General features: G+C 47.7%; 19 protein-coding genes. All 19 read left to right on the top strand.

The window, feature by feature from the left end:
- Positions 1 to 108 precede the first annotated feature (108 nt).
- The 19 genes from rpiB to murA all read left to right on the top strand — a co-directional run bounded on the left by rpiB (position 109) and on the right by murA (position 17,033).
- Positions 109 to 549, top strand: a complete 441-nt coding sequence (gene rpiB / locus AXG56_RS12500) for a ribose 5-phosphate isomerase B (protein ID WP_008632322.1) — start codon at positions 109 to 111, stop codon at positions 547 to 549.
- A 107-nt stretch (positions 550 to 656) separates the two neighbouring features.
- Positions 657 to 1,226: a TIGR01440 family protein gene (locus AXG56_RS12495; protein ID WP_062514859.1), complete on the top strand. Its 570-nt coding sequence runs from the start codon at positions 657 to 659 to the stop codon at positions 1,224 to 1,226.
- A gap of 27 nt (positions 1,227 to 1,253) precedes the next feature.
- Entirely contained in the window at positions 1,254 to 2,510 is a 1,257-nt protein-coding gene (gene glyA / locus AXG56_RS12490; protein WP_008632329.1) for a serine hydroxymethyltransferase, read from the top strand.
- Positions 2,511 to 2,776: 266 nt separating this feature from the next.
- Positions 2,777 to 3,409 carry a uracil phosphoribosyltransferase gene (gene upp / locus AXG56_RS12485; protein ID WP_008632331.1) on the top strand — a complete coding sequence of 211 codons (633 nt, stop codon included), beginning with the start codon at positions 2,777 to 2,779 and terminating at the stop codon, positions 3,407 to 3,409.
- A 32-nt stretch (positions 3,410 to 3,441) separates the two neighbouring features.
- Complete coding sequence (gene wecB / locus AXG56_RS12480) at positions 3,442 to 4,590, top strand: non-hydrolyzing UDP-N-acetylglucosamine 2-epimerase (protein WP_026577871.1); 1,149 nt, start codon at positions 3,442 to 3,444, stop codon at positions 4,588 to 4,590.
- 109 nt (positions 4,591 to 4,699) lie between these two features.
- Positions 4,700 to 6,850 carry a S8 family serine peptidase gene (locus tag AXG56_RS12475; protein ID WP_062514858.1) on the top strand — a complete coding sequence of 717 codons (2,151 nt, stop codon included), beginning with the start codon at positions 4,700 to 4,702 and terminating at the stop codon, positions 6,848 to 6,850.
- 320 nt (positions 6,851 to 7,170) lie between these two features.
- Positions 7,171 to 7,389: an AtpZ/AtpI family protein gene (locus tag AXG56_RS12470; RefSeq protein ID WP_008632348.1), complete on the top strand. Its 219-nt coding sequence runs from the start codon at positions 7,171 to 7,173 to the stop codon at positions 7,387 to 7,389.
- A gap of 1 nt (position 7,390) precedes the next feature.
- On the top strand, positions 7,391 to 7,759 hold the full coding sequence (locus AXG56_RS12465) for an ATP synthase subunit I (protein ID WP_008632351.1): 369 nt from the start codon (positions 7,391 to 7,393) through the stop codon (positions 7,757 to 7,759).
- Positions 7,760 to 7,783: 24 nt separating this feature from the next.
- Positions 7,784 to 8,506 (top strand): F0F1 ATP synthase subunit A, encoded by a 723-nt coding sequence (atpB, locus tag AXG56_RS12460; protein WP_008632352.1) that lies wholly within the window; start codon positions 7,784 to 7,786, stop codon positions 8,504 to 8,506.
- Positions 8,507 to 8,556: 50 nt separating this feature from the next.
- Entirely contained in the window at positions 8,557 to 8,769 is a 213-nt protein-coding gene (gene atpE, locus AXG56_RS12455) for a F0F1 ATP synthase subunit C (protein ID WP_008632354.1), read from the top strand.
- 229 nt (positions 8,770 to 8,998) lie between these two features.
- Positions 8,999 to 9,523 carry a F0F1 ATP synthase subunit B gene (atpF, locus tag AXG56_RS12450; protein ID WP_026577873.1) on the top strand — a complete coding sequence of 175 codons (525 nt, stop codon included), beginning with the start codon at positions 8,999 to 9,001 and terminating at the stop codon, positions 9,521 to 9,523.
- On the top strand, positions 9,520 to 10,065 hold the full coding sequence (locus tag AXG56_RS12445; RefSeq protein ID WP_026577874.1) for a F0F1 ATP synthase subunit delta: 546 nt from the start codon (positions 9,520 to 9,522) through the stop codon (positions 10,063 to 10,065). The genes atpF and AXG56_RS12445 overlap by 4 nt, the downstream gene beginning before the upstream one ends.
- 18 nt (positions 10,066 to 10,083) lie before the next feature.
- Entirely contained in the window at positions 10,084 to 11,592 is a 1,509-nt protein-coding gene (gene atpA, locus AXG56_RS12440; protein ID WP_008632357.1) for a F0F1 ATP synthase subunit alpha, read from the top strand.
- Positions 11,593 to 11,625: 33 nt separating this feature from the next.
- Complete coding sequence (locus AXG56_RS12435) at positions 11,626 to 12,489, top strand: F0F1 ATP synthase subunit gamma (protein WP_008632358.1); 864 nt, start codon at positions 11,626 to 11,628, stop codon at positions 12,487 to 12,489.
- Positions 12,490 to 12,531: 42 nt separating this feature from the next.
- Positions 12,532 to 13,944, top strand: a complete 1,413-nt coding sequence (gene atpD, locus AXG56_RS12430; protein ID WP_008632359.1) for a F0F1 ATP synthase subunit beta — start codon at positions 12,532 to 12,534, stop codon at positions 13,942 to 13,944.
- 75 nt (positions 13,945 to 14,019) lie between these two features.
- A complete protein-coding gene (locus AXG56_RS12425; RefSeq protein ID WP_008632360.1) occupies positions 14,020 to 14,424 on the top strand; it encodes a F0F1 ATP synthase subunit epsilon in 405 nt (134 codons plus the stop codon).
- Positions 14,425 to 14,645: 221 nt separating this feature from the next.
- Positions 14,646 to 14,879 (top strand): DUF1146 family protein, encoded by a 234-nt coding sequence (locus AXG56_RS12420; protein ID WP_008632363.1) that lies wholly within the window; start codon positions 14,646 to 14,648, stop codon positions 14,877 to 14,879.
- A gap of 98 nt (positions 14,880 to 14,977) precedes the next feature.
- Positions 14,978 to 15,688 carry a YwmB family TATA-box binding protein gene (locus AXG56_RS12415; RefSeq protein WP_008632365.1) on the top strand — a complete coding sequence of 237 codons (711 nt, stop codon included), beginning with the start codon at positions 14,978 to 14,980 and terminating at the stop codon, positions 15,686 to 15,688.
- Positions 15,689 to 15,722: 34 nt separating this feature from the next.
- Complete coding sequence (gene murA, locus AXG56_RS12410; protein ID WP_008632366.1) at positions 15,723 to 17,033, top strand: UDP-N-acetylglucosamine 1-carboxyvinyltransferase; 1,311 nt, start codon at positions 15,723 to 15,725, stop codon at positions 17,031 to 17,033.
- Positions 17,034 to 17,118 lie beyond the last annotated feature (85 nt).

Genomic DNA, 17,118 nt, shown 5'->3' with positions numbered 1-17,118 from the left:
TGTGGACAAAAAACAGTAGTCGTGGTGCTGGTCGTCGGGAGGATTGACACCTATAATGGAAACTGGCACGATTAGATATAATATTAATGAAAGATAGGAGTGTCGTAGATGAGAGTAATCCTTGCCTCTGACCATGGTGGAGTCAACCTGCGTAAGGAAGTGGCGGGTGTTCTGGAAGAGTTGGAAATAGAATTCGAGGATATAGGGTGCGACTGTGAAGGTTCCGTCGATTATCCGGATTATGCCATTCCGGCTGCGAAGCGGATTGCGGATGGAGAATTCGACAAGGGAATTCTGATCTGTGGCACAGGAATCGGCATGTCCATTGCTGCCAATAAAGTGAAAGGAATCCGGGCTGCGCTGGTCCATGATCTGTTCACGGCAAAGGTAACGCGGGAGCATAATGATTCCAACGTTCTTTGTATGGGAGAACGTGTTATTGGTCCGGGATTGGCGAGGGAAATCGCAAAAACCTGGGTTTCGACAAATTTTGAGGCGGGTCGGCACAAAACTCGCATAAGTAAGATTGCCGAATACGAAAATAAGTAATACAATGGGATGTAGAAAAGCGGATGCCGTCAAAAGCGGAAGCTGACAAAAAAGAGGAGCGGTATGGTGCTTCTCTTTTTTCATAGTTCTGCCAGGAGGTGGATGAGATGGTAGATGTACATGCTGTGCAGGAAGATGTCCGTAAGACAGCGGAGCAATTGTTAGAGGGTGGTTCCATCCGACGAGGGGTATTTGTCATCGGTTGTTCAACGAGCGAAATCGCCGGGGAACGGATCGGTACATCCGGAAGCGAAGCGATTGCGGAGGTCGTCTTTAAAGGCTTACAGCAGTTTCGGCGTGCCGGGGATTTGGAGCTTGCTTTCCAATGTTGTGAGCACTTGAACCGAGCATTAGTCGTCGAACGTCCAGTTATGGAAAAGTACCGCTTAATGGAAGTCGCTGCGGTCCCGGTTCCTAAAGCCGGTGGATCGATGGCATCGTATGCGTACAAGCATATGGAGGATCCGGTCTTGGTGGAAAGAATCGAAGCTTCAGGCGGACTTGATATCGGAGACACTCTGATCGGGATGCACTTGAAGCGGGTAGCCGTACCGCTCCGAATCGCGCAGAAATCCATTGGCCGGGCACATATTACAGCTGCCACAACACGTCCTCCTCTGATTGGCGGGGCTAGAGCTGTTTATGAGAGGGTTGCAGAAGAAGGTTCTTGTGATTAAAGGAATGGAAAGGGGAAAGTTTTGACAATGAATCATGTTAAATCAGTAGACGCAGAGGTTTTTTCAGCTATTCAGGATGAAAAAGGGCGCCAACAGGACAATATTGAATTGATTGCATCAGAAAACTTTGTTTCCGAAGCCGTTATGGAGGCTATGGGATCTGTTCTTACCAACAAGTACGCGGAAGGGTATCCTGGACGTCGTTATTACGGCGGTTGTGAACACGTGGATGTTGTGGAGAACCTTGCCCGTGATCGTGTGAAAGAGTTGTTCGGTGCCGAGCACGTTAACGTACAGCCGCACTCCGGTGCACAGGCGAACATGGCTGTTTACTTCACTATATTGGAGCCTGGTGATACGGTTCTTGGTATGAACCTGAACCACGGCGGTCACCTGACACACGGCAGCCCTGTCAACTTCAGTGGGAAGTTGTACAACTTTGAAGAGTACGGGGTAGATGAAGAAGGTCAACGTATCGATTATGATGCTGTCCTTGCTAAAGCAAAAGAAGTGAAACCGAAGCTGATTGTAGCTGGTGCGAGTGCTTACCCTCGTGAGATCGACTTTGCCAAGTTCCGTGAAATTGCTGATGAAGTCGGTGCCTACTTGATGGTCGACATGGCTCACATCGCCGGTCTTGTAGCTTCCGGTCTTCACCCGAACCCGGTACCTCACGCTCATTTCGTAACGACGACAACACACAAAACTCTTCGTGGTCCGCGAGGCGGCATGGTTCTGTGTATCGAAGAGTTCGCCAAACAAATCGATAAGAACGTTTTCCCTGGTATGCAGGGCGGTCCTTTGATGCATGTTATCGCAGCCAAAGCTGTATCCTTTAAAGAAGCCCTGCAGCCGGAATTCAAAGAGTATTCCCGTCAAGTCATCGCCAATGCGAAACAGCTTGCTGCCTCCCTTACGGAAAAAGGAGTCGATCTCGTTTCCGGCGGTACGGATAACCACTTACTGCTTCTTGATCTTCGCAGTAAGAATCTGACCGGTAAAGTTGTCGAGAAGGCTCTTGATGAGATCGGAATCACAACGAACAAGAACGGCATTCCTTTCGATCCGGAAAGCCCGTTCGTTACCAGCGGTATCCGCGTAGGTACGGCAGCGGTAACAAGCAGAGGCTTCAGGGAAGAAGAGATGAAAGAGATCGCTGACTTGATCGCTTTCACTCTGGATCACCATGAAGATACGGAGAAGATGAAGGAAGCGGAAACGCGTGTCCGTGAACTTACTTCCCGTTTCCCTTTGTATCAAACCCTTAACTATTCCTCTTTATAATTTTAAAAGGAAGCCCTCCCGGCCTTGCCGGGAGGGCTTTTTAGTATGTCGCAGAGATATTCTTCACAGGGGGAGGGACTCTTGCTCTTGCGGTTGTTTATGTTCATGTAATTATTTCCTTATCTTTGAGACTTCGGAACCGTCAATCCTTTTATGGCGTCGGTCTTTGTCTGGATAAATGACAAGATGTCGATTCCCGGGTTGCAGGGACACTACTTTTTCAGTACAATTTAAAGGATGTAAACACTGAGAAGGAGTGATTGGCAATGGCGAACGTTTATGTACTGGATCATCCATTAATTCAGCATAAGTTGACGTACATACGCAAAAAAGAGACAGGAACGAAAGATTTCCGTGAATTAGTTGATGAAGTAGCGGCACTGATGGCATTCGAAATTACCCGTGACCTGCCCCTCGAGGAAGTAGAAATCGATACACCAGTGGTGGAGAACGCCAAAGCGAAAGTGCTGACTGGTAAGAAGATCGGTCTTGTGCCGATTCTACGTGCCGGTCTCGGCATGGTAGACGGTATCGTTCAATTGATTCCTGCTGCGAAGATCGGGCATGTCGGCCTTTATCGTGACCCAGAGACGTTAAAGCCAGTCGAATACTATGTCAAACTTCCAAGTGATATTGAAGAACGTGAACTGATCGTTATCGATCCGATGCTTGCGACAGGTGGATCCGCAAATGAAGCCATTCACTCACTGAAGAAACGCGGTGCACGTCAAATCCGTTTGATGTGTCTCGTTGCAGCACCGGAGGGTGTGGAAGCTGTACAAGAAGAGCACCCGGACGTAGATATATATCTTGCGGCGCTTGATGAGAAGCTTAATGAGAAAGGTTACATCGTACCAGGCCTCGGAGATGCTGGGGACCGTTTGTACGGCACAAAATAAGAGGTACATTTCTTCATTAAAGGAGAATGATGATGGCAGATCGTATTAAAGTGATGACAATCTTTGGGACAAGACCGGAAGCAATTAAGATGGCTCCGCTTGTTCTTGAATTGAAGAAGCGGGCGGATCAGTTCGAACCGATTGTTACCGTTACGGCTCAGCACAGGGAAATGTTGGATCAGGTACTGGCAATTTTCGATATTCAACCCGATTTTGATTTGGATATTATGAAATCCCGTCAGACGCTTGCTCAAATTACGACCCGCGCGTTGGAAGGTCTCGATGAAGTAATGAAAGAAACCAAACCGGACATGGTTCTTGTGCATGGCGATACCACGACGACATTCGCCGCATCCCTTGCCGCCTATTATAATCAAATTCCAGTCGGCCATGTCGAAGCCGGTTTACGGACATGGAACAAATATTCTCCATTCCCGGAAGAGATGAATCGCCAGTTGACGGGGGTTATGGCGGACCTGCATTTCTCTCCGACCAACAAATCGCGTGATAACCTCTTGGCGGAAGGGAAGCCGGAGGAGCATATCTTCGTAACGGGTAACACAGCGATTGATGCGTTGAAGACGACGGTAGATGAAGGGTATTCTTCAGAAATCCTTAAAGAAATAGGGGATAAACGACTTGTTCTCATGACTGCCCACCGTCGGGAAAACCTTGGGAACAACATGCGGCAGATGTTCCGTGCGATCAAGCGTCTCGTGGAAGAGCATGATGAAATCCAGGTCATTTATCCCGTGCATTTGAATCCTGTTGTTAAAGAGACGGCGGATGATATTCTTGGGAATGATGATCGAATCAAGCTGATCGATCCGCTGGACGTCATCGATTTCCATAACTTCGCTTCCAGGGCACACTTGATTTTAACCGATTCCGGTGGAGTCCAGGAAGAGGCACCGTCTCTTGGTGTGCCTGTCCTGGTGCTTCGTGATACGACGGAACGCCCGGAAGGGATCGAAGCAGGTACATTAAAGCTTGCAGGTACGGAAGAAGATCATATTTTCCACCTTGCTCATGAACTGCTTTCAGATGAAGAGAAGCATCAAGCGATGGCTCAGGCTTCCAATCCTTATGGGGATGGAAAGGCGTCTGCGCGTATTGCGGAAGCGATCCGCTATTTCTTCAAACAGCGTGAAGATAAACCTGCCCCGTTTGAAATTGAATAGTCACACAACGACCGAACCCACTCCGGGGTTCGGTTTTTCTTTTGTCGGATGTACGTATAAATGAAAGGTTGAGACAGAAGCTAAAGGTAAAAAAAGGGGTCGCCGTCCTATGCGATTATGGTTGCTTGCCGTTATGGCTTTTGCTTTGTTGACTGGTTTTGACCCACCTGATCCTCCCGAACCATCAGAGGAAGTAACCATCATTGTGGAAGTAGAAGAGAAACCTTCTGATTTCCAGGAGATGTTGGAAGCCCGCCTTCCCCGGTTGGAAGTAGTCGCCGTCTATGATCGTTTGTTCAACGGCTTGGCGGTTCGGGGGAAAGCGGAGGAATTGGAGAAGCTTGCCCGGATGGATATGGTGACCAATCAATATCCGGTTCAAACGTATCGAGCACTTGGAGATGATGAAATGACGTTCTCGACGGAAAAACTGAGAGAAAATCTTTCCTCATCCTATACGGGCAAAGGTGTCAAAGTCGGCGTCATCGATACAGGCGTGGATTACACGCATCCGGACCTTAGGAAGAATTACATTGGAGGATTTGATACTGTTGATTTCGATAATGATCCGATGGAAACGAAAGGGGAAGGAGCGACCGCGCACGGATCTCACGTTGCTGGAGTAATCGCGGCAGACGGCAAGATGAAAGGGATTGCCCCTGACGCCAGGATTTATGCGTATCGAGCGCTCGGCCCTGGTGGTGTCGGTTCTTCCGTCCAGGTGATTGCAGCTTTGGAGGAAGCAGTGAAGGAAGGGATGGATGTCATTAATCTTTCTCTCGGGAATGATGTCAACGGCCCGGATTGGCCGACGACCCATGCCGTCAACAAAGCGGTTGAACTCGGGACCGTTGTCGTCGTTGCCGCCGGAAATTCGGGTCCTGATGCCTGGACGGTCGGTTCCCCAGCCACTTCCTCGGAGGCGATTACCGTGGGGGCATCGGCTTTATCGATGAAAATACCGGTTTTAAAAGTGCCGGGCGTACGTGCTAAAGTGCCGCTGCAATTGTTCGCCGGGTCGAAGCAGTGGCAGTTAAGCAGGAAGTATCCCGTTGTTTATGCTGGGAAGGGGGAGGGACATCTCGGAGACTTGCGCGGAAAGATAGCGTTAGTGGAACGTGGGACCATTCCTTTCGTGGAGAAAGCGATAAAAGCGTATCAAGCTGGTGCTGTTGCTGTTTTGATTTATAACAATGAAGAGGGGGCATTCCAAGGTTCCTTGGACGGTCAGAAGCTCCCGGTACCCGTCGCTTCTCTTTCCAAAGAGGCCGGTGAATTTTTGGTGGAGGAAGCGGTGGCACAGAATCAGTGGGTGGCGACGGAATGGGATACATTGAATGATCGTATCGCACCATTCAGTTCCCGGGGACTCGTTACAACCAACTGGGAAATCAAACCGGATATCGTCGCCCCTGGTGTGAACATTTGGAGCACGGTTCCGGGTGGATATCAGCCGATGCAGGGGACAAGCATGGCTGCCCCTCATGTCGCTGGTGCTGCTGCCTTATTGAAAGAAGCCCATCCGGAGTGGACCCCTGCCCAAGTAAAGACGGCCTTGGCTAGTACAGCAATTCCGATTAACGGAGAAGACTCTCTTCCTATGGAACAAGGGGCAGGAGCCATGGACATTGGGAAAGCGCTCCATCCGGATCTGATGATTGACCATGGAGCGCTTGCTTTTGGAAAAGTAGAAGGTGCTTTTTATAAGAAGAAGATCCGCTTCCGTGTAACTAACCCTACAGATGAGGTGGTCCGGTTGGAAATGGATCAGCCCAATATGAAGCATGGAGAATCCTGGTCCGTTCCGTTGTCGTTTGATTTATTGCCGGCAGAGGAGAAAGAGGTGGAAGTGGAGCTCAGGTTGACGACCTCCTTGCTTGACCCCGGTGTCCACCAAGGATATTTGACAATGAGAGGAAACGGTAAAGAGTACCTGCTTCCTTATGCGTACGTAAATGAGAAAGCATCCTATCAACAAATATCAGGATTTGAGCTCGTGGATGAAGGAAAAGGAAAGGAAGCCTCCTACCGCTTTCATCTGGCAGAAGAAGTAGAGCGGGTCACTGTCGATTTGTACAGGGCCGGGAGCTTCTTCTATGCCGGAGAGCTGCTTGATATCGACAATCCTGACGCAGGTATGAAAGAAGGAACGGCGAAGCTTGCTGCGGACCGTCTGGCCGGCAGTTACATCGCTGTCGCATTAGTGGAGACGAAAGATGGTATCGAACACTATGCGTTTCCTGTTTATATGGAAGGGTGAAATATTAAAAAAGGACAATCTGCTGCCGTAGCAGATTGTCCTTTTTATTTTTACTGCCATGCTTCGACAGCGTCTGTTATAATTGATAGCAGAAGTACCTAGTAAAGGAAAATTCTGGTGGTTAATAAGGAATATTTTGTATTGTCAGAAATGTGACGAAAATGTGAGCAAAGCATGTCGTGCATTTGTATTTTTAATCACAAACGCATTGACATGAACCTACCCCTATTGTATTCTTACATAGGGTAGAATGATAAGGTTTTCATCAGTGACACCATAGGTTTTCAACAGATCATTCCATTGTCGGGAAAGGTAGAACTATGAACCAATCAAAACCCCCTTTTCGTGCGATGGCTTTGACAAGCAGCATCCTTTCCCAGCTCGCAGGCGGACCACTTGCCGGCGCATTTCTCGGGAACTGGCTTGACAGTCATCTTTCCACAGGACCCACATTTCTGATCATAGGACTTCTCTTAGGATTAGGAGCAGGTACATACGGAACCATTCATTTAGTACGAACGTACACGGGAGACGATTAATATGCAGACATATCAGCACATGATAGCCCGTCAAAGAAAATGGATGTTCTATCTTCTGGCTCTTTTCGTACTTGGATGGGGCGTAACCCCATGGCCGTCAATTTTCCTCGGACTTCTACTTGGAAGTGCATTGAGCTTCTACAACCTCTGGCTTATGCAGCGTAAGATTCGCATGCTCGGCGAAGCTTCTGCGGAAAACCGCAAAGTAGGAGGAATTGGCACCTTTACGCGATTGGCTTCCGGCGCACTGGCCGTAGTCATAGCCCTTCAGTTTGAAGAATATTTCCATTTAATTTCAGTAGTATTGGGCTTAATGGCAGCCTATATTGTCATTTTAATAGATTATCTGTTCCATAAATCAACAGTTTAGCAAGATGGAAGGTAGGTGAACAGTTTGAATCACGAATCACCGATATTAGAGGATGCGTTTGGGATCTCTTGGCTGGATTTCAACTTATCTAACGTATTGATGATGTTTGTTGCTTCCTTGATTGTATTTATCCTCGGCGTAGCGGCGACAAGGAATATGAAGCGATATCCGAAAGGGTACCAGAATTTCATGGAATGGCTGATCGATTTCATTAAAGGAATCATTGGATCAAACATGGACTGGAAGACGGGAAGGCTATTCTTGCCACTCGGCCTTACTTTATTCGCCTACATTTTCGTTGCCAACATGCTCGGGGTCGTAACCAATGGTGTCGTAGGGCATACGCTTTGGTGGAAATCACCGACGGCGGATCCCGGAATCACGTTGACGCTTGCAACCTTGGTCGTTGTGCTGACTCATTATTACGGTGTCAAGTTACGGGGCGGCAGAGAATATGCTAAAGGATTTATTCGTCCTTTGCCACTATTGCTTCCTTTCAAGATCATCGAGGAATTTTCCAATACGCTGACACTCGGTCTGCGTCTTTACGGTAACATTTATGCAGGAGAGATCCTTTTAAGCCTGCTCGTTACAATGGCAGCGGGTGGTATAGGAGGATTTATCGGGGCAACCCTTCCGATGATTGCATGGATGGGCTTCAGTACATTCATCGGCTTTATCCAGGCGTTCATTTTCGTTATGTTAACGATGGTTTATATGTCTCACAAAGTGAGCGAAGACCATTAATATAAAGTAATATAATCAACTTTTTTAAAATATTAAGGAGGATTTTCATTATGGGTCTATTAGCAGCTGCAATCGCAGTAGGTTTAGCGGCACTTGGTGCTGGTATTGGTAACGGTCTAATCGTAAGTCGTACTGTAGAAGGGATTGCGCGTCAACCAGAATTGCGCAGTGCTCTTCAAACAACAATGTTCATCGGTGTCGCACTAGTAGAGGCGATTCCTATCATCGGCGTTGTTATTGCATTCATCGTAATGGGTAGATAAAGCGGACGAGTATATACGCTTATGGCGAAGTTCAACTCCATCGATCTTCGCCTTTCCTTTATACTTTACGAAAACTATATACCCGCAAGTCATGGTAAGAAAACTTCGACGGAAGCTGTTTAACAGCGGAAGCCGGGTTTTTCGCTTGTAAGGCACCGCCATCGAGGTGGGATGAGCAGTGCCTCAGGCAAAAAACTGTTACGAGATGGTGTGGAGAGGAGTGAAAACTGTGCAAGGATTCACAAATAGTCTGGTCCTCGGTGCTGAAGGAGGACTACATGTTGGTGACATGATCATTCAGCTCATTTTCTTCCTGTTGCTGCTTGCTCTTTTGGGTAAGTTTGCTTGGGGACCATTGATGAATATGATGAAAGAACGTGAAGATTACGTAGCTAATGAAATCAATACGGCGGAGAAAAGCCGTGAAGAAGCGCAGCGCATGCAGAAGGAAGCTTCTGATGAGCTGAAGGCGACTCGTCAGGATGCACAGAATATCATTGAGGATGCCCGTAAGACGGCTGTCCAACAGGAAAAAGATATTCTGGAATCGGCCCGTGCCGAAGCAGAGCGCATGAAAGAATCGGCTCGACAGGAAATCGAACAGGAGAAGGAGAAAGCTGTCCAGGCTCTTAAAGATCAAGTTGCATCCATGTCTGTCATGATTGCATCGAAAGTGATCGAGAAGGAACTCTCCGAGAAGGATCAGGATACATTGATCAATCAATATATCGATGAGGCAGGTAAAGAGCGATGAGCGAAATGATCATTGCAAAACGCTATGCGGAAGCTCTTTTTCAACTTGGAAAAGAGAGATCTAAACTAGAGCAGTTCGAAACGGAATTATTGACATTGCGTGAAGTATATAAGGGCGATGCCCAATGGTTGGCTTTCCTTAAGCATCCACGTGTGACTATCGATCAGAAGAAAGAAGCGGTGCGCCAGTCGCTCCAGTCTTTCTCTGTTGAAATCGTAAATACGGTTCAGCTCCTCGTCGAGCGTCACCGGGAGGATATCATCGTGGAGATGATCGGGCAGTTCATCACTATGATGAATGATGCCAAAGGAACGGCGGATGCGGATGTTTACTCTGTGCGCGAGCTCTCTGAAGAAGAGAAGCAGCGTGTATCAGCGGCCTTCGCACCAAAAGTCGGTAAACAGTCTTTGAACCTTAGAAATATTGTAGACCCTTCCATTCTCGGCGGTCTACGTGTAAGAATCGGCAATCGGATCTTCGATGGATCGGTCAGCGGGAAGCTGCGCCGCATCGAACGTAAGCTGATATCTACGAACAAATGATGATAGGGGTGAAATGGCATGAGCATCAAAGCTGAAGAAATCAGTGCGCTGATTAAGCAGCAGATTGAAAACTATGAATCAGATATAGAAGTCAATGATGTGGGGACCGTAATCGAGGTCGGTGACGGGATCGCACGTGCTCATGGTCTTGATAACGTCATGGCCGGTGAGCTGGTTGAGTTCTCCAATGGTGTTATGGGCTTGGCACAGAACTTGGAAGAAAGTAACGTTGGTCTTGTCATTCTTGGACCATATACAGATATTAAAGAAGGCGATGAAGTTCGTCGTACAGGACGTATCATGCAGGTGCCTGTAGGAGAGGAAATGCTTGGACGTGTCGTAAACCCTCTAGGCCAGCCGGTCGACGGACTCGGACCGATTGAAACGACGAAATCCCGTCCAATCGAATCTCCGGCACCAGGGGTTATGGATCGTAAATCCGTACACGAACCTCTTCAAACCGGCATTAAAGCGATCGATGCACTTGTTCCAATTGGACGTGGGCAGCGTGAATTGATCATTGGTGACCGTCAAACCGGTAAAACATCTGTCGCGATCGATGCGATTTTGAACCAGCACGATCAAGACATGATATGTATCTATGTAGCGATCGGGCAGAAAGAATCTACTGTCCGTGGTACGGTGGAAACATTGCGCCGTCACGGGGCTTTGGATTACACGATTGTCGTAACTGCAAGTGCTTCCCAACCTGCACCACTTCTTTACCTGGCACCATATGCCGGCGTTGCAATGGGAGAAGACTTCATGTACAACGGAAAGCACGTACTTGTCGTTTATGATGACTTGTCCAAGCAGGCAGCTGCTTATCGTGAACTTTCCTTGCTGCTTCGTCGTCCACCAGGCCGTGAAGCATTCCCGGGAGACGTATTCTATCTTCACTCCCGTTTGCTGGAGCGTGCCGCGAAGCTTAGTGATGCGAAAGGCGGAGGATCTTTGACTGCTCTTCCATTCGTAGAAACACAGGCGGGCGACATCTCTGCCTATATTCCAACGAACGTTATCTCCATTACAGACGGACAGATCTTCCTTCAGTCCGACTTGTTCTTCTCCGGTGTACGTCCGGCGATCAACGCAGGTCTTTCTGTATCACGTGTAGGGGGATCCGCACAAATTAAAGCGATGAAGAAGGTTGCAGGTACCCTTCGTTTGGATCTGGCTTCTTATCGTGAACTGGAAGCATTCGCTCAGTTCGGTTCCGACTTGGATAAATCGACACAGGCGAAACTGAATCGTGGTGCCCGTACAGTAGAAGTACTGAAACAAGGCCTGCATCAGCCGCTTGCTGTTGAAAAACAGGTCATGATCATTTATGCACTGACTAAAGGTTTCCTTGATGATATTCCAGTACAGGATATCACTCGTTTCGAATCCGAGTTCCACCTGTGGTTGGACAACAACCGCAAAGAGCTGCTTTCCCAAATCCGTGAGACAGGTAAACTTGGTGAAGACAGCGATATGAGCGAAGCTGTCAAAGCGTTCAAGAAAACGTTTGTCGTTTCGGAGTAAATGAATGATAGCTGGAAAGGGTGGTGAAACAGCGTGGCATCCCTTAGAGATATAAAAGGTCGGATTACGTCTACGAAGAAGACGAAACAAATTACGAAGGCAATGGAAATGGTGTCGGCTTCCAAGCTGAACCGTGCCGAGCAGAATGCCAAAAAATTCGTTCCTTATAGTGAAAAAATCCAGGATGTCGTTGCGAGTATCGCAAACGGCGGTGGTGATGCAAGTCACCCGATGCTGGAGGCACGGGATGTGAAGAAGACGGGATATCTCGTCATTACATCAGACCGTGGGCTTGCGGGAGCATTTAACAGCAGCATTCTGCGTAAGGTTTACAACCAGATCCGTGATCACCATACATCTGCAGAGGAATATACCCTGATTACGATGGGACGTATCGGCCGTGACTTCTTCCGAAAGCGGAACATGCCTGTAGATATGGATATCACCGGTATCTCGGATCAGCCTGAATTCGCTGATATCAAGGATATTGCTTCCGATACAATTCAATTATATACAGATGAAAGAATTGATCAGCTGTATATTTACTATAACCACTATGTCAGTGCGATCACTCAGGAAGTGACGGAGAAGAAAATTCTTCCACTGACAGATTTGAGTCAAAGCGGCAAAGCCAGCCGAAGTTCTTATGAGTATGAGCCGAACCAAGAAGAGATTCTCGAAGTACTGCTTCCTCAATACGCAGAGAGCTTAATATATGGTGCCCTGCTTGACAGTAAAGCAAGTGAACACGCGGCACGGATGACGGCAATGAAGAGTGCGACAGATAATGCTGATGATTTAATCGGAGATCTGACGCTATCTTACAACCGTGCACGTCAAGCTGCCATTACCCAGGAGATTACCGAAATCGTCGGCGGTGCAGCCGCTCTCGAATAGGGAAAACCGTTTTTTGTTCAAAGTAAGTTAGGAGGGAAATCGATGAGTAAAGGACGCGTGACTCAGATCATGGGACCGGTTGTGGACGTTACATTCGACGAAGGCAGCCTCCCGGATCTTAATAACGCATTGCATGTCAGCTATGATGCGCAATCTGAAAATGAAACAAACGTCGACCTTACATTGGAAGTCGCTCTTCACCTTGGTGACAATACCGTCCGTACGGTAGCGATGTCATCTACCGAAGGTGTTATGCGCGGCACACCCGTTACAGACACAGGGAAACCGATCTCTGTACCTGTCGGAGACGTGACGCTTGGACGTGTATTCAATGTACTTGGTCAAAATATCGACCTGGATGAGCCACTGGGGGAAGACGTCCGCCGCGACCCTATCCACCGCAGTGCTCCCACGTTTGAAAACCTGGCGACAGAGACAGAAATCCTTGAAACAGGAATTAAAGTCGTCGACCTGCTTGCCCCTTATGTTAAAGGTGGTAAAATCGGACTCTTTGGTGGAGCCGGAGTAGGGAAAACCGTATTGATCCAGGAGCTTATCAATAACATCGCCCAGGAACACGGTGGTATTTCCGTATTCGCGGGCGTCGGAGAACGTACTCGTGAAGGAAATGACCTTTACTGGGAAATGACGGATTCCGGAGTTATTAAGAAGACGGCGATGGTCTTCGGTCAGATGAACGAGCCGCCTGGAGCACGTATGCGTGTCGCTCTTTCCGGACTTACCATGGCGGAATACTTCCGTGATGAGCAAGGTCAGGACGTTCTGTTCTTCATCGATAACATCTTCCGTTTCACACAAGGTGGTCTGGAAGTATCCGCCCTACTCGGACGTATGCCGTCAGCTGTAGGTTACCAGCCGACATTGGCAACAGAGATGGGTCAACTTCAGGAACGAATCACGTCCACGGATAAAGGATCTGTTACGTCGATCCAGGCGATTTATGTCCCTGCCGATGACTACACGGACCCTGCTCCAGCGACAACGTTCGCTCACTTGGATGCGACGACAAACCTTGAGCGTAAGCTTTCTGAGCAAGGGATCTACCCTGCCGTAGACCCGCTTGCCTCTACATCCCGTGCCCTTGATCCGGATATCGTCGGAGAAGAGCACTACGAGGTGGCGCGTGAAGTTCAGCGGACGCTTCAACGTTACAAAGAACTGCAGGACATTATCGCGATTCTCGGTATGGACGAGCTTTCCGATGAAGATAAGATGACGGTTGCACGTGCGCGCCGTGTTCAGTTCTTCCTGTCCCAAAACTTCCACGTTGCCGAACAGTTCACTGGTCAGCCGGGTTCTTATGTTCCCGTTGCGGAAACAGTGCAAGGCTTCAAGGAAATTCTTGAAGGTAAATATGACGATCTTCCGGAAGATGCTTTCCGCCTTGTCGGTCGCATCGAAGAAGTGGTTGAGAAATCAAAACAAATGCAATAAACGATTCGTGAAAGCGGAGGGGCTCTCCGGTAGAGTTCCTTCCTTCTTCACGATCACTGCCGAGGAGGAATACGTATGAGTACACTGACGGTGAGTGTCGTCACTCCTGATGGCCCGGTGTTGGAAGATGCATTTGAAATGGTGAGTTGTAAGGCGGAGAGCGGGGAACTCGGAATTCTTCCGGGGCACATTCCTATGGTGGCTCCGTTGACGATCAGTGCTGTGCGCCTGAAGGGCGGAGAGCGGTCGGAACGGATTGCTGTAAGCGGAGGATTTCTTGAAGTCCGTCCGGATAAAGTGACCATCCTTGCACAATCTGCTGAAAGGCCGTCGGATATTGATGCCGATCGTGCACAAATGGCAAAAGAACGTGCGGAACGCCGACTCCAAGATAAACAAGCCGATATCGATTTCCAACGGGCTGAAATGGCGCTCAAACGAGCCATCAATCGTTTGGATGTTTACGATAACACTTTCTGACTGCTTTCACATGAGAGCAGTTTGTTTTTTTGTAGAAAGTCCGAGTTTTGTTTCTATTTATTTCTAATTGTGGCTTAAAAAGTAAAATCCGCCAGAACAAACGGTTATTCCCCGGGAAATGAATCGTTTTATTTCCTCTTTTGTCGCTCGTTTTCCTATTCACAGCAACCGTTTGATAGTATGATGGGAAAGTCGACATTATTTAAGAAGGAGTGTTTGTTTTGGAACAGTATTTTGCTGAAGAAGCCATTCTCAGTATGACGTCCCATTTAATCTTCATCATCATTACGTGGCGTGTGCTTCAATCAGTGAATTTCGATTCGTTGTTCAGAAGAAACAAAGTTTTCGAAGCACGGATTCTCGTCATCCTAATCACGATCGCCATCGGCACGACGGTCAGTAATTTCTTTCTTGATTTCATTAAATGGTCGAACAGCCTGGTCTATTTGTTTTAAGGATTCATTTGTCTAATGTTGTTAGCAAATGTCCTGTATGAATCCCGCCTGCCAAGGTCAAACTTATAGTAAGTTGATGCTTGGGGAGGCATATAAAAATGAAGAGTGTTTTAACTGGAATTATTGCATTGCTTATCATCGGTACAGGTGCTTATCCACAGGAAATGATAGAAGGCCATGAAGAGCTCATGGACATTGCGTCATTTGCTGAGGATAAGCAGCTAGAAGTGAATGAGTGGACAATTACAATAAAAGAAACGATCGATGCTTCATCATTCGAGAAGATGCAGAAGGAAATCCTCTCTCTTACGGACCACAGGGAAATGAAGCGGGAAAATTTGAAGAATGCTGTAAAATATTCGGTGAAAAACCGACATAAACATTCAGATATCGTCGAATCTTATATATTGATTGTTCCCAAAAAAATGAAGAGCAGTGTGGAAATGGTTTATGCCATCGGAGGACAGGGAACACCCTCTTTAGAACAAGCGCAATCATCATCTTTACTGAAGGAAGTAAAAAGTCGACTTTTCTCGAAAACTGCTACCATTTTCTCTTGTCTTAAGGCGAATTATAATGGTATTATTAACGATGTTTTAGTATATCAAGAATTCAAAGAAGCTTTCAACGTTACAACAATAGATGAAGTCGACGAAGAAGGCTGGACTAGCAGATCCGGCCATACAACCGAATGGGGTCAGTCAATACCTACGGGGGATCAACCGATGAATGTTCAATTCGCATCAAGAACTTTGGGCGGGGAGACAAACATCACTATTGGCACACCCATTATTACTGCTGAATATTAATAATAGTGAATATGGACGCGGAGGAGAATGAACCTTGGAAAAAATCATCGTCCGTGGTGGGAGGCAGCTGAATGGTACCGTCAAAGTAGAAGGTGCCAAGAATGCCGTACTGCCTGTCATCGCAGCAAGTATAATTGCAAGTGAAGGAAAAAGCGTACTCCACGAAGTACCTGCTTTAGCCGATGTACACACAATTAACGAAGTAATCAGACATATGAACGCAGACGTCAATATGGTTGGAAATACAGTTACAGTGGATGCTTCTGGCAGGTTGGAAACAGAAGCACCAATCGAATATGTGAGAAAGATGCGCGCTTCTGTTCTTGTACTGGGACCACTTTTGGCCCGCTATGGCCATGCTAAGGTTGCCCTCCCTGGTGGTTGCGCAATCGGTTCCCGTCCTATCGATCAACACCTGAAAGGGTTTGAAGCGATGGGAGCAGAAGTAACCGTTGGTAACGGTTATGTCGAGGCGGAAGTAAACGGACGCCTGCAGGGCGCCAAAATCTACTTCGATGTTCCGAGTGTAGGGGCAACGGAGAACGTGATGATGGCTGCAGCATTGGCGGAAGGGAAAACCGTACTTGAGAACTGTGCCAAAGAGCCGGAAATTGTTGACCTTGCCAACTATTTAAACAAGATGGGTGCCAAGATTGTCGGTGCCGGAACAGAAACAATCCGCATCGAAGGTGTGGAGAAGCTTACAGGAGCTGTACACACCATCATTCCTGACCGCATTGAAGCGGGTACCTTCATGGTGGCTGCGGCTATCACCGGCGGTAACGTCCTTGTAAAAGGAGCGCTGCATGAGCATCTACGTTCTCTTGTATCCAAGATGGAAGAGATGGGTGTCATCATCGAAGAAGAGGGCGATGGGTTACGTGTTATTGGTCCTGATATCCTGAAAGCGACGGATATTAAGACGATGCCTCACCCGGGATTCCCGACAGATATGCAGTCACAAATGATGGCTTTGATGCTGAATGCCCCTGGGACCAGCGTCATTACAGAGACCGTTTTTGAGAATCGTTTCATGCACGTCGAAGAGTTCCGTCGCATGAACGCTAACCTTAAAATCGAAGGACGCAGTGTAATCGTCGAAGGTCCTTCCACCCTTCAAGGTGCAGAAGTACAGGCGACAGACCTGCGTGCAGGTGCGGCACTTATTCTGGCCGGCCTCGTCGCAGATGGCTACACGCGCGTAACAGAACTGAAACACTTGGATCGCGGTTATGTTGATTTTGCAGGTAAACTTGCCGGAATTGGTGCGGATATTGAACGCATCCATGAAGATGAGCATTATGCAGAAGAACATGAGCCGAGCGAATCTGTATCGACATTATAATATATACATCCTCATTGCTTGTCTGTTTCAATATTTTTGAAACGGGCAAGCTTTTTTGGTTCTATCATCTCCCATTTCTGGATAC

This window comes from Halobacillus sp. KGW1 (genome assembly GCF_001592845.1).
Lineage (GTDB): Bacteria > Bacillota > Bacilli > Bacillales > Halobacillaceae > Halobacillus.
The sequence above is the reverse complement of the archived record's forward strand: the minus strand, read 5'-3'. Positions and strand labels throughout refer to the sequence as shown.

Bases quoted from the DNA above. Each gene is read 5' to 3' on its own strand.
- upp (WP_008632331.1), top strand. From the start codon at position 2,777: ATGGCGAACGTTTATGTACTGGATCATCCATTAATTCAGCATAAGTTG.
- AXG56_RS12425 (WP_008632360.1), top strand. From the start codon at position 14,020: ATGAGTACACTGACGGTGAGTGTCGTCACTCCTGATGGCCCGGTGTTG.
- atpD (WP_008632359.1), top strand. From the start codon at position 12,532: ATGAGTAAAGGACGCGTGACTCAGATCATGGGACCGGTTGTGGACGTT.
- wecB (WP_026577871.1), top strand. From the start codon at position 3,442: ATGGCAGATCGTATTAAAGTGATGACAATCTTTGGGACAAGACCGGAA.
- AXG56_RS12470 (WP_008632348.1), top strand. From the start codon at position 7,171: ATGAACCAATCAAAACCCCCTTTTCGTGCGATGGCTTTGACAAGCAGC.
- atpE (WP_008632354.1), top strand. From the start codon at position 8,557: ATGGGTCTATTAGCAGCTGCAATCGCAGTAGGTTTAGCGGCACTTGGT.
- AXG56_RS12415 (WP_008632365.1), top strand. From the start codon at position 14,978: ATGAAGAGTGTTTTAACTGGAATTATTGCATTGCTTATCATCGGTACA.
- rpiB (WP_008632322.1), top strand. From the start codon at position 109: ATGAGAGTAATCCTTGCCTCTGACCATGGTGGAGTCAACCTGCGTAAG.
- AXG56_RS12495 (WP_062514859.1), top strand. From the start codon at position 657: ATGGTAGATGTACATGCTGTGCAGGAAGATGTCCGTAAGACAGCGGAG.
- AXG56_RS12445 (WP_026577874.1), top strand. From the start codon at position 9,520: ATGAGCGAAATGATCATTGCAAAACGCTATGCGGAAGCTCTTTTTCAA.
- AXG56_RS12465 (WP_008632351.1), top strand. From the start codon at position 7,391: ATGCAGACATATCAGCACATGATAGCCCGTCAAAGAAAATGGATGTTC.
- atpA (WP_008632357.1), top strand. From the start codon at position 10,084: ATGAGCATCAAAGCTGAAGAAATCAGTGCGCTGATTAAGCAGCAGATT.
- glyA (WP_008632329.1), top strand. From the start codon at position 1,254: ATGAATCATGTTAAATCAGTAGACGCAGAGGTTTTTTCAGCTATTCAG.
- AXG56_RS12475 (WP_062514858.1), top strand. From the start codon at position 4,700: ATGCGATTATGGTTGCTTGCCGTTATGGCTTTTGCTTTGTTGACTGGT.